Source organism: Aestuariibaculum sp. YM273 (assembly GCF_030908365.1).
Taxonomy (GTDB): domain Bacteria; phylum Bacteroidota; class Bacteroidia; order Flavobacteriales; family Flavobacteriaceae; genus Aestuariibaculum; species Aestuariibaculum marinum.
This window is the reverse complement of record NZ_CP133090.1, coordinates 797126-813198: the sequence shown is the minus strand read 5'-3', so window position 1 is coordinate 813198 and position 16073 is coordinate 797126. Positions and strand designations below refer to the sequence as shown.

Genomic DNA, 16073 nt, shown 5'->3' with positions numbered 1-16073 from the left:
AATACGGTTTTATGAGATGCCGAATCAAGTTCGGCATGACAAAATAATTGATAATAAAGAAAATTGAAAAAATTAGTACTCCACATATTTCTTTTTACAGCGCTTTTTTCAGTAAAAGCACAAATCCCTACGCTTGAAAATTACAATCAAGTGTGGACGACACAAAGTAAAAATACATCTGAATCTATGCCTTTAGGAGGTGGTGATATTGGTGTGAATGTTTGGGTTGAACAAGGCAATCTGTATTTCTATTTTTCAAAAAGTGGCACCTTCGATGAGCATAATACTCTATTGAAATTAGGACGTGTTAAAGTAGAACTAACGCCAAATCCGTTTAAGGATGATCAAGGTTTTCATCAGGAATTAAATTTAAAAGATGGCTATGTTGTCGTATCGCAAAACAAAACCGAAGTGAAACTTTGGGTTGATGTGTTCTGTCCGGTGATTCATGTTGATGTAAAAAGTAAAGAGGCTTTAACTATGCAAGCCTCGTACGAAAGCTGGCGATATAAAAATCGAAAAGTTGAAGGTCGTTCGAATAATTCCAATTCTTACAAATGGGCGCCACAAGGCGATATTATAACCTACAAGGATTCCATTTCCTTTGAAGATAATGGCATTCAGTTTTATCATAGAAACCGAGAGCACACAGTGTTTGATGTTGCTGTAAAACAGCAAAAAATGGAGTCGGTTAAAGAAGAGATGATGAACCCTTTAAAACATCTCACTTTCGGAGGTTTAATGAAGGGAACGAATATGAAATCTAAAGGCGTTTACACTGGGAAATATGTGAATACCGATTTTAAAGGCTTTAGTCTGGTTAGTCGAAAACCAAGTAAAAAGCACAGTTTGGAATTGTATTTACATACGGTTCAAAATGAAGATGTTTCTCTGTGGAAACAAGGGATACAAGATTTATTAACTTCATATAAATCTAAAGAAAAGGAAACAAAAACCTGGTGGAATAACTTCTGGAATCGAAGTTTTATTTATACAAAAACCGATAACAAAACACAGAAGGATTCTGTTTATCAAATCGGGCAGAACTATCAGTTGTTTCGGTACATGTTAGGCTGTAATGCCTACGGAAAATACCCAACAAAATTTAATGGCGGGTTGTTTACTTACGATCCGGTTTACACAAAAGAAGATCATACGTTTACTCCCGATTTTAGAAATTGGGGCGGTGGTACTATGACGCAACAAAATCAGCGACTAGTATATTTTCCGATGTTGAAAAGTGGCGATTTCGATATGATGGAATCGCAGTTAGATTATTATTTAACACTTCAAAAAAATGCTGAATTACGTAGTAAAGTCTATTGGAATCACAATGGTGCAGCGTTTACCGAACAATTAGAAAATTTTGGCTTGCCAAACCCAGCTGAATACGACTGGAAACGTCCTGCAGATTACGATCCGGGACTGCAATACAACGCTTGGTTAGAATACCAGTGGGATACCGTTTTTGAGTTCTGTAAAATGATGCTGGAACAAAAGGAATATGCTAATATCGATATTAACAAGTATAACGATTTCATTCTAAGTTGTCTCCGTTTTTTTGATGAACACTATCAGTATTTGGCCAAGAAACGTGGACGAAAAGCTTTAGATGCCAACGGACATTTAGTGTTGTTTCCAGGTTCGGCAGTAGAGACTTACAAAATGGCGAATAATGCCAATAGTACCATTTCGGCTTTAAAGGTGATGACTGAAAAGCTATTGAAGTTGTCATCGGAAGATTTAACTTTAGAAGACGTTGAATATTTAAAAGGCTTTCAAACGCGTATTCCCCCTTTAAATTTCAGAGAGATTAATCATCAAACGGTATTATCTCCAGCGAAAACTTGGGAACGTATTAATAATACAGAAGCCGCACAGTTGTATCCTGTATACCCCTGGAAATTGTATGGCATAGGACAACCAGATTTAGAGGTGGCGCAGAATACGTATAAATTAGATGAAGATTTAATTAAATTCAGAAGTCATGTTGGGTGGAAGCAAGCCAATATTATGGCTGCCAGACTTGGGTTGACTAATGAAGCTTCAAAATATACCTTGTTGAAAATGGCGAATTCCGAAAGGCGTTTTCCAACATTCTGGGGGCCTGGTTTCGATTGGGTTCCTGACCATAACTGGGGAGGCTCGGGTATGATAGGTATGCAGGAGATGCTTATGCAGGAAGTAGATGGTAAAATTGTATTGTTTCCGGCATGGCCAAAACACTGGGATGTACATTTTAAATTACATGCAACTCAAAACACTACCGTTGAAGCGAGACTTGAAAACGGTGAGGTAGAAATTATAAAAGTTGTTCCTGAAAGCAGGAAGAAGGATATTCAAAATCTGTTAGATTTTACAATAATTGAAAAAAATAAACTTAAACTAAAATGAGAAAAGTAAAACACGCGATAAGTTGTTTGTTTCTGTCAACAATTGCGCTTTTAAATGTGCAATGTCAGGGAAACAAACCGACAGAAAAGCAAACCGTAAAAGTGGATTTTGATTTCTCGGGCAGACGTATATCTGAGGTTCATGATCCGCTATATCAATCTTGGGTAATTAACGAAGGAACAAGTGATGAAAAATCGTTTGAAGAGGTTACTGTCAAACTTAACGGGGCAATCAATTCAAAATGGTTTAAACTTGGTATGAGTGCTCCTCATTATGCGCAATTAATTAGCGATGGATTAGTCGTTAGTGATAGTTTGGAGTTTTCAATCAGCGGATTAAAACCTGGAAAACACTCATTGCTGACTTTTCATAACACATTCGATAAAATTGAAGCCAGAGATTTTCCGGATATCAAAGTTTATGTGAATGATGAATTAGTAAAAACAGTGAAGCCAAGTAACAGAGCATTTTCAAAAGTTGAAGCAAGTACTTCTTATTTGAAATTTAATGCCGAAGCAGATAAAGATGTTATTGTAAAGTTTAAAATGGACTTAGGAACCGAGCAATGGCATGATGCTTTCTACTATAAGCAATTGGTGGTTAATGGTTTTGAAATTGATACGCCAGATATTAAAAAACAAGCCAATACACCATATCCTGAAAATACAGATGAGCACGTTGTTATAGACGATAAGCTGAATTTACAATGGCAGGCACCTAAAGAATCTAAAGAGTATCATGTTTACTTTGGAGAAGATAAGGAAGCGGTTTTTAATGCCGATGAATCTTCCGAATTATATAAAGGTACATTTACTACTAATAACTATGAGGTTAGCGATTTATATAGTATGAATACTTACTTCTGGCGTGTTGATGCTGTTGATGCCACTGGAGACATAACTCAAGGAAATGTATGGTCATTCAGACCTGCTCAATTAGCGTTTCCTGGTGCCGAGGGTTATGGGCGTTTTGCAATTGGTGGCCGTGGAGGAAAAGTAGTTGAGGTGACTAATTTAAATGATGACGGGCCAGGCAGTTTCCGTGAAGCCGTAACAAATAACATTGGTCCCAGAACGATTGTTTTTAATGTGTCTGGAAATATAGAATTAAAATCGAGATTAGTTATAAGCGACCCTTACGTTACTGTTGCAGGACAAACTGCTCCTGGCGAAGGGATAACGATTAGCAGAGCGCCAGTTGGTTTAACAGGTGATGAAGGGATTATGCGTTTTGTACGTGTTAGAATTGGTGCGGGTAGAACATACGATGGTATGGGGCTTACCGGAGCAAACAACAGTATTATAGATCATTGTTCAATCAGTTGGACGATTGACGAGTCCTTTAGCTCGCGTGGAGCACACCATATCACGTTACAACGAACATTGATTTCCGAAGCTTTAAATGTGGCAGAGCATGGTAAGTATGGAACAGGAAAAATGCACGGTTACGCAGCGACTATTGGTGGAGATATTGGAAGTTTTCATCATAACTTATTAGCGCATAACTACGGAAGAAACTGGAGTATGGGTGGCGGATTAAACGGAGATGGATATTATTCAGGGCGTTTAGATATTAGAAATAATGTTGTGTACAACTGGGGACACCGCACTACCGATGGTGGTGCTAACGAGGTGAATTTTGTAAATAACTATTACAAGCCTGGAGCGGCAACCGATATTTTTGTAGCCTTAACAGCCGATCATGAGGGTGTAGGCAAAGGAAGTCAGCGCTATTATTTTGAAGGTAACGTGATGCCAGGTTATTTTGATGAAAATAGTCAGGAAAAAGGAAGACGTTCGCGTATTAAAAATAATGAAATTGTCGATTACGAAACCTTTGTTGGTGAGCCGTTTTTTCCATCTTATGTGAATACTCAATCAGCACAATCAGCATACAAAAATGTATTGTCCGATGTTGGTTCAACACAACCGTATTTCGATAAACATGATCAACGTATTATTGATGAAACGTTGAAAGGTACGTATACCTTTAAAGGTAGTAAAAGTGGGTTGCCAGGTATGATTGATACAGAATTAGATGCTGGTGGATTTCCTGAATATAGTAGTGAAACACGCTCTGAATCTTGGGATACTGATCATGATGGTTTACCAAATTGGTGGGAAGAAACTAAAGGTTTTAATTTGAATTCCGTTGCTAATGATTTTTCAGATGCGAATAAAGATGAGGATAAAGACGGATTTACTCAATTGGAGGATTATTTAAACTGGATGGCAGAACCGCATTATTTTGTTTCAGAAAGCGAAACCTTAGAATTCAATGTTGCCGATTATTTTAAAGGTTATGAAAGTAAACCTAAGTATAGTTTTTCAAATGTTGTTAACGGAATGGTTGAGTTGAAAAATGGAAAGTTAGCTTTTCAACCTTCGGAAAAAGGCTTTGCTTCGTTTAGTATTTCGGTTAAGGATGCAGAAGGTGATACCATGACAAGATTGATAAATGTGTTTGTGAAATAAAAAGTATTAACAAATGAAAAATAAAATAGTTTTAATCGGACTAATGGCAGCAAGTGCTTTGTCGTTTTCTCAAGACAAGGGGCTGGTTGCAAATGCTGATAGTCCGCATACAAAACTGCATAGCGTGAATTTACAGGATGTGCAGTGGACTGATGGTTTTTGGAAAGAGCAGTTTGATATAGGTGTTGAAAACACCTTGCCTTACATGTGGGATTTGTATCATAACGATTCCATTACACATGCCTATGCCAACTTTAAAATAGCAGCAGGTTTAGAAAAGGGCAAGCATAGTGGTCCTTCATTTCACGATGGCGATTTTTATAAAATCCTTGAAGGTATGGCAGCAGCATATGCCGTGACGCAAGATCCGGAATTGGATAAGGAAATGGATACAGCTATTGCCATGTTTGCAAAAGCACAACGAAAAGATGGATATATTAATACTCCCGTACTAATTGAAGAACGTTGGGGAACCTTAGGGCCTGAAGAATTACAGAAGCAATTAGGATTCGAGAAATATAACATGGGACATTTAATGACCGCCGCTTGTGTACATTATCGTGCTACTGGAAAAACGAATTTTTTAGAAGTAGCAAAAGGTGTTGCCGATTTCTTATATGATTTTTATAAAAAAGCGTCGCCAGAATTAGCGAGAAACGCCATTTGTCCGTCACATTATATGGGTATTGTTGAAATGTACCGTACGGTTAAAGATCCACGCTATTTAGAATTAGCCAATAACTTAATAGATATTCGAGGAACCACAGATGATGGTACAGATGACAACCAGGATCGCGTGCCATTTAGAGAACAAACGACTGCAATGGGGCATGCGGTAAGAGCGAATTATTTGTATGCTGGAATTGCAGATTTATATGCCGAAACAGGTGAGGATAAACTTCTGGAAAACCTAAAGTCGATTTGGGAAGATGTGGTGTATAGAAAAATGTATATCACCGGAGCCTGTGGTGCCTTATATGATGGCGTGTCACCAGACGGGACGGTATATGATCCTTCAATCGTTCAAAAAATTCATCAGGCGTATGGTCGTCCGTATCAATTACCCAATGCTACAGCTCATAATGAAACCTGTGCCAACATAGGAAATGTACTATGGAACTGGCGTATGTTGCAAATTACAGGAGATGCCAAGTATGCCGATATTGTGGAATTAGCACTTTATAATAGTGTATTGTCAGGAGTAAGTTTAGGAGGAAAGGAATTTTGCTATAATAACCCGCTAAACGTATCGGAAGATTTGCCGTTTCAACAACGCTGGGGTAGTAAACGTGAAGGTTACATAGCACTGTCAAATTGTTGTGCACCTAATGTAACACGAACCTTAACTGAAATTGGGAATTATGCTTATAATTTATCAAATGAAGGTTTATACGTAAACCTTTTTGGAAGCAATGATTTAAAAACAGTAACGCCCAATGGTGATAAGTTAGAAATCGAACAGAAAACCAATTACCCATGGGATGGTAAGATAGTCTTAAAAATTGTTAAGGCACCAAAATCGGAATATGCAATAAATTTACGAATTCCAGGTTGGAGTCAAGGAGCGCAGATTTCTATTAATGATAAGCAAATGCATTTTAGCTATAATTTAGGGTATGCTACAGTAGCTAAAAAATGGAAAAAGGGTGATGTGATAGAATTGAATTTGCCAATGCCTGTTGAATTGATGCAGGCAAATCCTTTGGTTGAGGAAACTAAAAATCAGGTAGCTGTGAAGCGAGGTCCAATTGTGTATTGTTTAGAGTCTGATGACTTATCTGAAAAAGCCGAAATTAACTCCATTGTTTTAGATATTTATTCAGAGTTAGATTTAAAAGATATCGTGATTAATAATAGAAATGTTAAAGGAATTACTTGCAAAGGCTTTGTCGAAAATGATAACTGGGAAAGTACATTGTACAGACCAATTTTAAAGGAGAAACAAGAAGTTAATTTAACGCTTGTGCCTTATTATACTTGGGGTAACCGTAATCAGGAAGAAATGACCGTTTGGTTACCTTATTAAACGGTATTATGAAAATTGTTTTCAGAAGGGGTGATATGAAAAATCATCCCTTTTTTTATACCTCATTTTAAACTTGAAATCGCTAATTGTATAAAAATAAATTTATAAAATCGGTCGCAGTTCAAAAATTACAACAGATAATTGTTAAATTCACAATATTAGTGGGCTATTACTTAGGACATGTAAGTAATAATTTATAATTTAAACGAACTAAACAATTTAAACTAAACAAACAAGTATGAAAAAGACATTTACTAATGTATTTATTTTGTTTTTTTTCACTTTAAGCTTATCGGTTTTTGCACAAGATGCAAATGTTAAAAGGGATATTTCGGGTGTCGTTGTAGATGCATCAGGGATACCTTTACCGGGGGTTAATGTTATAGAAAAAAGCACAAGTAATGGAGTAGTAACGGACTTTGATGGGAAGTATCAACTCCGAGTTGGGGAGGAAAGTACCATTGTGTTTTCTTTTATAGGAATGAAAACACAAGAGTTTAAGGTTCAAGGAAGAACTGATTTTAATGTTGTATTAAAAGAGGATACAGAAGCTTTAGACGAGGTGGTTGTTGTCGGTTATGGAACCCAAAAGCGAGAGGCTATAACGGGGTCTGTAGCTACAGTTAAAATGTCAGAAGTTGAAGATTTGCCAGTAGGTAACTTAGGGTCAGCTCTGGTAGGAAGGGTCTTAGGAGTTAATGTAACCGGAGGAGAATCACGTCCGGGAGCACCGGCACAGATAACTATTCGTAACCCGGTAGACGGAAATAATATTAGAGCAAAAGATAGATTTGCAACAGATCCCTTGTATGTAATTGATGGAGTTATGCAAATTGATCCTAATACAGGGTTAAGTGATCCAACTTTATTTAATTCATTAGATGCTTCTCAGGTTGAAAGTATTTCATTCCTTAAAGATGCGTCTGCTGCTATTTATGGGGCAAGAGCAGCGCAAGGGGTTGTATTAGTTACAACAAAAAAGGGAAAAAAGGGACCAGCAAGATTTTCCTATTCAGGAAACTTTTCAGTAGCCGATGAAACCTATAGAAATGAAATGTTAGATGCGTATAATTTTGGAAAGGTTTTCAATATAATGAATGGTAGTAATGGAGAGGGGCGAGCATATGATCCATCAGACCCTGTTCCAAATAGCACTTATTTTTTCTCACCTACTGAGCTAGATCATTTTAGAACTATAAATTATAATGCTTTGGATAAATATTGGTCTTCAGCAGGTACGCAACGTCATAATCTTAATTTAACAGGGGGTTCTGAAGATGCAACTTATTTTGGAGGTATTTCATATTATACTCAGGATGGTAACTTGGGGACACTAAATTATGACAGATGGTCTTTTCGAGCAGGCTCTAGTGTTAATTTAGCCAGAGGGTTTAAGGCCAATTTTCAGGTTAATGGGTTTTTTACAGATGAAAGTAAAACAACAAGTAAAATAGGTAGTGAAAATGTAGAAAATGATTTTAGACAACTACAAAATAGAGCGCCCTTTTTACCAATGTATGTTAATGGTTTGCCAGCAATTCAAATTGGTTCAAGTGGTAATGATGCTTTAGCAGGTTATCATTATGGTGAAATTCAAAGGTTGCAAAATTTAGCTGAAAGTTCAGATAATAATGTAGGTATTAATTTAAATGTTGAATATGATGTGCCTTTTATTCAGGGCTTTAAGTTAAAGGCAAGTTATGCTCGTCAAGAAGCCGGAGGAAGAGGAAGTCAATTAGGAAGTAAGTTTAATTTATATGAGTTTTTTGGTGCTGATCAATTAACTACTCCAGGACAGACCTATGTTATGTACGAGAGTGGCTCCGGACCTCTTGGGACAAATGATATTAGAGTTGTTAATGAAATTGTTAATGGAGATAGACTACTTATAGATAATGAAAGAAGCGGTAATGAGCAATTACGTTTTCAAGCTATGTTCGATAGGGATTTTGGAAAGCACAGTGTTTCAGCTTTATTTGCTGTAGAGAAGTCAGAAAGGTATAGATTTCAAGAGCGTATTATAAAATATGGTGTTCCGGATTGGTCGGATGGTATGATTTGGCAAACAACTGGAGATTTTGATCCTGAGAATACTTATAATTGGAGAACTGAATCAGGTGATTTAGGTTACATTGGAAGGCTTAATTATAATTATGATGGTCGATACTATGCCGAATTTTTATTCAGATCAGATGCATCGGCTAAGTTTGCTCCTAAAAACTATTGGGGAAGTTTTTACTCTATTTCTGGAGGTTGGATAATATCAAATGAGGAGTTTTTCAAATCCAATACTATTGATTTTTTAAAGTTTAGAGGTTCTGTAGGTTTGTCAGGAAAAGATGATACAAGACCTTGGCAATGGAGACAAAATTTCCAGTATGATATCACTTCTGGTGCTGTTTTTGGAGGGAATTCTTCTGTTACGGGAGGTTTAGAGCCGGGAGTAATAGCTAATGAAGATGTAAGATGGGGGCAAGAGTTGAAAACAAATTTTGGATTTGAAGCCAGATTTCTTGATAGTAGATTATCTGCTAGTGCAGAAACCTTCTATAATATGGGAACTGATTTGTTGGTGAACTTTACATCAGGTGTTCCATTTACAGTTGGAGGAGGTATTTCTGCTTCAAATTTTGGAAAAGCTGATACTTGGGGTACAGAGATTTCTCTTGCTTGGAGTGATGATGTAGGAGATGACTTTACTTATGGAGTTAATTTCAATATAGGTTGGTATAATAATAAAATTATTGAAGGTAACTTTACTAATGAAGATAACTGGTATCCTTGGCAAACTAATCAACCTGGACCATCAGACAGAGGTACTTGGGGATACGACTATTTAGGAATGTTTAAATCTCAAGAAGATATTGATAACTATATAGCGGAAAGTGGAGTCACTCAAATTTTAGGCATTTCGGCTGCTAATTTAAAACCTGGAATGTTGTATTACAGGGATGTCCGTGGAGAATGGGATCCAGAAACAAAAACTTTTGGTCCTAAAGATGGAATTGTTAACCAATGGGACCAAATACAGTTAAGAAAAAGAGCAAAAGGACCACAAGGATTTGCTTCAACAATTCGTTTAGGCTACAAAGGAATAAGTTTAAATACAGTCCTAAGTGTTAACTGGGGAGGATATAGAGAAGTAGGTAGTGCGAAGTCACCATTAAATTCTGGTTTAATAACAGGAAATTATGAAAACAGACCAGCGTTTTGGGGTAGAATGTATGACCCTGTTTTAAATCCTAATGGTGATATACCAAATTTATCACGAGGTATAAATCAAGGAGTTCAAGATAGCGATGGAGGAATAAATACTGTTAGCTCTAAATTTTGGCAGGTAAGTAGCTTTAGTTTGTTAATGCGTAATATTAATTTAAGTTATGCTTTGCCTAAAACGATTACCGAAAAAATTGGGCTTAATAGCTTTAAATTAAATTTAGTAGCGATAAACCCGTTTATCTTATTTAACCCTTACAAAGATTATGGATTAAGTCCTTATGGGTCGTACAACAACTACCCGGTACTTAAAACCTATTCATTAGGTGTAAACGTTGGATTTTAATTGATAAAAATTGAAGCATGAAAAATATTAAAATAAATAAACTAATTATATTTATAACTACATTAGTCTTATGCAGTTGTAGTACAGATTTTATAGAAGAAAAGAAGGACTATTCCAGTGTGAATGTTGGTGTATATCAAGATGAATTTTTGGCAACCGGTTATGTTGACTATTTATATAATCAAATGCTTCCTGGAGGAAATGTCAATATGGCGATGTGGTCTAGAGCCGCTGCTGAACACTCTGGTTCAGATTTATTTGCTAAAACCTCAGATGAAGTTGAAGGTCAAGTTGATTTGAATAGAGAATGGGCAGATATATCAATCGCAAACAACCATTGTTTAAAATCTTTAGGAACTAGGTTGGGTACGAGTAGTACAAATATGGCTTATACACGAATAAGACATTGTAATTTGTATCTTGATAATGTTGATGATTATTCAGGTCTAGAGGAGGATTTCAAGAATCAAATTAAAGGTCAAATTTATTTTTGGCGTGCCTGGCAATATTTCGAATTAGTAAGATTGTATGGAGGAGTACCATTGGTGCTAACTGCTCAACCTGCGAATTTAGAAGATGAGAGTATTCAAACACCTAGAAGTTCTTCTCAGGAGACTATAAATCAAATTGTTTCAGATCTTGAAATGGCTCAGGATTTATTAGAAAATGCAAGGCCATATACATCAGAAGATGCCGGTAGAATTACAACAGCTGCAGCTGCAGCTTTAAAAGGTCGTGTGTTATTAACTTGGGCAAGCCCATTATTTAACAGAAGTGACGATCAATCAAGGTGGCAGCGTGCATACGATGCAAATCTAGAAGCTTATAATATATGTTTGGCTTCAGGGAAAGGGTTAGATCCTGATTGGGGTAATATGTGGTTTTCAGACAACGGTATGGAATCAGTATTTGGATTTGGATTTAATGATTATGCTGCTAATACAGGTGCAATAGCGAAAAATAATTATACAGAATACCAATCGAGATCAAGAGAACAAGGAGGAAACGGTGCCATTTCTCCTACTAAGCAAATAATTGATGCTTTCCCAATGGCAGATGGTACGCCATATGATGCGAATAGTGATTTGAACCATTTCTACAGAGATAGGGATCCACGATTTTATTTCACTTTTGCTTATAACGGAAGTATATGGCCATACAGAGAGAATCCTAATTATAAAAATTGGAGTTATTTTTGGTATCCTTTAACTTCTGCTCCTGGTTCTCCAATAATTCCGACATTTAACCCTCAGAACAATACAGGAGTGTATTTAAGAAAATTTACAAACCCAAATTCTTCTAGCAATAATAACTTTAGGAATAATGGAACTGATTATATGGAAATTCGCTTTGCTGAGGTTGTGTTGAATTTGGCTGAATCAGCTATAGGTATTAATAATCTTTCAGAAGGAAAGTCTTATATTGAAGAGGTAAGAGAGCGAGCAGGAATTACTAATACAGATGGGCATTACGGATTAGCATCAGTTTCTTCTAGAGATCAACATTTTGCTGCTGTCATTAATGAAAGGAAAGTTGAATTTGCTTATGAAAATAAAAGGTTTCATGATTTAAGACGTTGGTTGTTGTTTAATGATGATTTTGGTTATTGTTCGAGATTAGGTCAAGAGCCGATTGAAGGGTCAAGGAGACAAGGTTATTACACTTTTGCTAAAACAGATGCTGATACGTATTATGAAAATGGTAGAACAGTAGATCCTTTTAAAGGAGCTAATGCGCCGATAATTAATAGAGATGCTACAACGTATCCAGATGGTATAACTACATATTCTGAATATCTAGATTATTTATACGATAATCATTTTGAAGTTGTAGTTAGAGATAATGTTGATCCAACAGGATTTACCTTTAGATGGTATAATGAATATTATTTTTTCGGTATTTATCAGCAGTTGTGGGAAACAGCTCCTTATTTGCAGCAAACACAAGGTTGGGGAGGTTCTTTTGATCCGCTCAATTAGTTAGAGTTATATTTTAAAAAATTAATAAGAAAGAGAGCTAAATAGAATTCTATTTAGCTCTCTTTCTTTGTTTTAAGTATTGCGATTCTTATAATGAATGAATAAAATAACCTGTTAAAATTATGTAATTCATAATATATTGTTTATAAAATTGGCCGTTGTTCAAAAATAGCACAGTAATATCGTTTAATTTCCAAACTTAGCGGGGAATTTATCGAGGGGGATTATCACCTTGATTTTTTCTAAAAAAAATTGTTATAAACTAAATAGATAAGTATGAAAAATAAGATTGGAAATCTATTCATGTTATTGATTTTCAGTTTGGTTACACTTGTGGGCTATGCACAAGAAACCAATGAGAAAAAAACTGTTACAGGAACAGTTGTAGATGCTTCAGGAATTCCACTACCAGGAGTTAATGTTGTCGAAAAAGGCACAACTAACGGTGTGGTAACTAATTTTGATGGAGAGTTTGAAATTTCCGTTGCTAAAGAAGGCTTTATTGTTCTGTCTTTTGTGGGAATGAAAACAACAGAGTTGTCCGTAAAGGAGCAATCACAATTTAATATCACACTAGAGGAGGATACAGCCTCTTTAGATGAAGTTGTTATTGTAGGTTATGGTGCTCAGAAAAAGGAGAATTTAACAGGTGCGATTGCAACTATTAAGCCAAATGAAGTTCAGGATTTACCAGTGTCTAATTTAGCGGAAGCTTTAGTTGGTCAAGTGCCAGGAATGTCCATTTCAGGGGGAGGTTCTAGACCAGGGGAGTCGGCGTCAATTCAAATTCGCCAAACTTATGGTTTTTCCAAAGACGGAAGTACAACAATACCGCTTGTTGTAATCGATGACATGGTACAAATTGATCCTGAATCGGGTAAACCAACCCTAGAGACTTTTAACCGATTAGATCCTTCTGAAATTGAAAGTATAACGGTTTTAAAAGATGGTTCGGCTGCAATTTATGGTTCACGTGCATCACAGGGAGCTATTGTAGTTAAAACTAAACGAGGTAAAGAAGGTAAAACACAATTTAGTTACAATAGCCAGTTTGCAATTAACGATGCTGTTAGTCACAGTAAAACGATGAATGCTTACGAATTTGGATTATGGCATAATCGTTTTTTAAGAGCAGGTAATCGAGATAATGATGGTGCAAATCTTTTCTCAAATGATGAGCTGGAGGAAATGAAATCGTTAAACTACGATTGGTTAGATAAAGCTTGGTCTTCTGCGGTGCAACAAAGACATTCGTTGAATGTTAGTGGGGGAACAGAAAAAGCGACTTATTTTGCAGGCGCTACTTACTTTACACAAGGAGCCAATCTTGGTGATCAAGAATTTGATAAATGGAATTTCCGTACGGGAGTTAACGCAAAAATCACTAATAATTTAGATTTATCAGCATCCATTTCCGGAAACACAGGATCTATAGAAAAGTCTTTTACGAAATCTGTATCCTTAAATGATGGTAGTTATGGATCTAGAACAAGTGGAGAACAGGCCGATTATGGCGTGTTGCTACATATGCCAAAGTATGTGCCTTGGGATACCACAGTAAATGGAGAAGAATATTGGATGTCTCCGTTTCCACGAACCGATCGTAACTTAGGAAGTGCTAATACAAATCGTACTATTGCTGGTTGGAACTATTTTGCAACTTTAGAAAATGGTTCTAAACAAATTGAAGACGATAATACGTTTAACGTTAACTTGTCTTTAAACTATAAAGTACCGTTTGTAGATGGTTTGTCTATTAAAGGAACGTTTTCTCGCAACGAAATGTCATCATATACTGAGCAAATTCAGTTACCTTACACTTTAGCTCAAATTAAAAACTATAATAGTGAAGGAAATCACTTGGCTAGTGCAGCTGATGATGGAGATTACACTATTCGTGAGAATACACAACGTACACGTGTATATTATAGTAATTACAGAAGTAGAAGCACGCAATCCAACTTCTTTATGAACTATGTGAAAGATTTTGGTGATCATGACATTAGCGCTATGGTTGGTATGGAGCGTTCTGAAAGCGATTTTAAAAGTACACGTTTAGCTTATGAAGGTACTTCAGCGGATTATTTAGGTACTTTTGAAACAGCAGGAGAGATTTCAGATAACTCAACAGCATATAAAGGAGAGTCTGGAGTTTTATCTTATTTAGGTCGTATTAATTATAGTTATAAGGATAAATATTTATTACAGTTATTATTCAGAAGTGATGCTTCAACAAAATTTGCTCCTGAAAATTATTGGGGATTCTTCCCTTCTGCACAAGTGGGGTGGATCATGTCTAGAGAAGACTGGTTTCAAGAGGCTTTACCTTGGGTAGATTATTTTAAAACGCGTTATTCGATAGGTAAAACTGGAAACGATAATGTACAACCTTGGCGTTGGGTACAGTTATACAACCTAGGTGGTCAAAGTGGTTTTCAATTTGGTGAAAACGGCGGTGTTTTAGGAGGAGGACTTACACCTCAAGTGAACCCTAACAGAAATGTAGGGTGGGATGCTAATCTAAAACAAAACTTAGGGTTTGACATTAATGTTTTAGAAAATAGATTAAAAGTTACAGCTGACTTTTATTACGACAGAACAAAGGATATGTTAACGGTTATGTCTTCAGCTATTGGTGTGCCAATTTCTGTTGGAGGTGGTTTTGCAGAACAAAACTATGCAACAATGGATACTTGGGGATCTGAATTTAGTGTTAACTGGAATGATAAATTAGATTCTGGCGATTTTAGTTATAATGTCGGAGTTAATTTTGGTTTCTCAGGAAACGAAGTTAAAAAATACCCAGAGCAACCTTTAGTACATCCGTCACAGAATATTACTCAGGAAGGTGCTTCACAGTTTTTTCCTGTTTGGGGCTTTAAAACCTGGAAAGGCACTTCAACAGGTGATGGTATTTTAAGAACTGATGCAGATATTGATAACTATTGGAATTATTTAACGGCATTAGCTAGTGATGCAGGTACTGATCCAAGTTATTTAAATATAAATTCGAAAGATGGCTTACGAAAAGGAATGTTAGCCTATCAGGATGTAGCTGGGTTTTTTAATACAAACGATGGTACTCAGGCAGGACGTGATGGTCGTATAACTAAACAGGAAGATTACGTTAAGCTTGCAAATAGTAACAGAACATACGGTTTTACCACAAACATCAGATTGAATTATAAGAGTCTTTATTTAAGATCTCAAATTAGTACATCTTGGGGTGGTGCACGTTTTGTTGATTTAATAAAACAAGGAACATCGTCTTCTCACAATATGTGGTCGCATGAAAGTTATTGGACCGATATGTATGATGAAACAGATAATGTAAATGGTAAATATCCTAACCTCGCTTTTTATGATGACGCAGCTTTAGGAACCTCTTCAGATTTTTGGCAATTAGATACATTCCGTTGTTTTGTTAGAAACTTAACAGTAGGGTATGATGTTCCAAAAGATATTTTAGAACCGATTAACCTTCAAAAAGTGTCTTTGGGTATTACAGGAAATAATTTATGGGATTTCTATAATCCATACCCTAATAAATATAGGAATATGTATGATACATCATACGAGAGGTATCCAACGCTTAGAACCTGGACCGTGAATTTAAGTGTGTCATTCTAATTTTAACA

General features: G+C 36.2%; 6 protein-coding genes. All 6 read left to right on the top strand.

The genetic code is table 11. From position 1 onward, the window contains the following. The first annotated feature begins 63 nt into the window (after window positions 1-63). The 6 genes from RBH94_RS03490 to RBH94_RS03465 all read left to right on the top strand — a co-directional run bounded on the left by RBH94_RS03490 (window position 64) and on the right by RBH94_RS03465 (window position 16065). A complete protein-coding gene (locus tag RBH94_RS03490) occupies window positions 64-2394 on the top strand; it encodes a DUF5703 domain-containing protein (protein ID WP_307882384.1) in 2331 nt (776 codons plus the stop codon). Continuing rightward, window positions 2391-4868 (top strand): polysaccharide lyase family 1 protein, encoded by a 2478-nt coding sequence (locus RBH94_RS03485; RefSeq protein ID WP_307882383.1) that lies wholly within the window; start codon window positions 2391-2393, stop codon window positions 4866-4868. The genes RBH94_RS03490 and RBH94_RS03485 overlap by 4 nt, the downstream gene beginning before the upstream one ends. A 13-nt stretch (window positions 4869-4881) precedes the next feature. Next, window positions 4882-6894: a glycoside hydrolase family 127 protein gene (locus RBH94_RS03480; RefSeq protein ID WP_307882382.1), complete on the top strand. Its 2013-nt coding sequence runs from the start codon at window positions 4882-4884 to the stop codon at window positions 6892-6894. Between the two features lie 238 nt (window positions 6895-7132). Beyond that, entirely contained in the window at window positions 7133-10456 is a 3324-nt protein-coding gene (locus RBH94_RS03475; RefSeq protein WP_307882381.1) for a SusC/RagA family TonB-linked outer membrane protein, read from the top strand. Between the two features lie 17 nt (window positions 10457-10473). Then, on the top strand, window positions 10474-12435 hold the full coding sequence (locus RBH94_RS03470) for a RagB/SusD family nutrient uptake outer membrane protein (RefSeq protein ID WP_307882380.1): 1962 nt from the start codon (window positions 10474-10476) through the stop codon (window positions 12433-12435). Window positions 12436-12711: 276 nt separating this feature from the next. Continuing rightward, a complete protein-coding gene (locus RBH94_RS03465) occupies window positions 12712-16065 on the top strand; it encodes a TonB-dependent receptor (protein ID WP_307882379.1) in 3354 nt (1117 codons plus the stop codon). The last annotated feature ends 8 nt before the right edge of the window (window positions 16066-16073 follow it).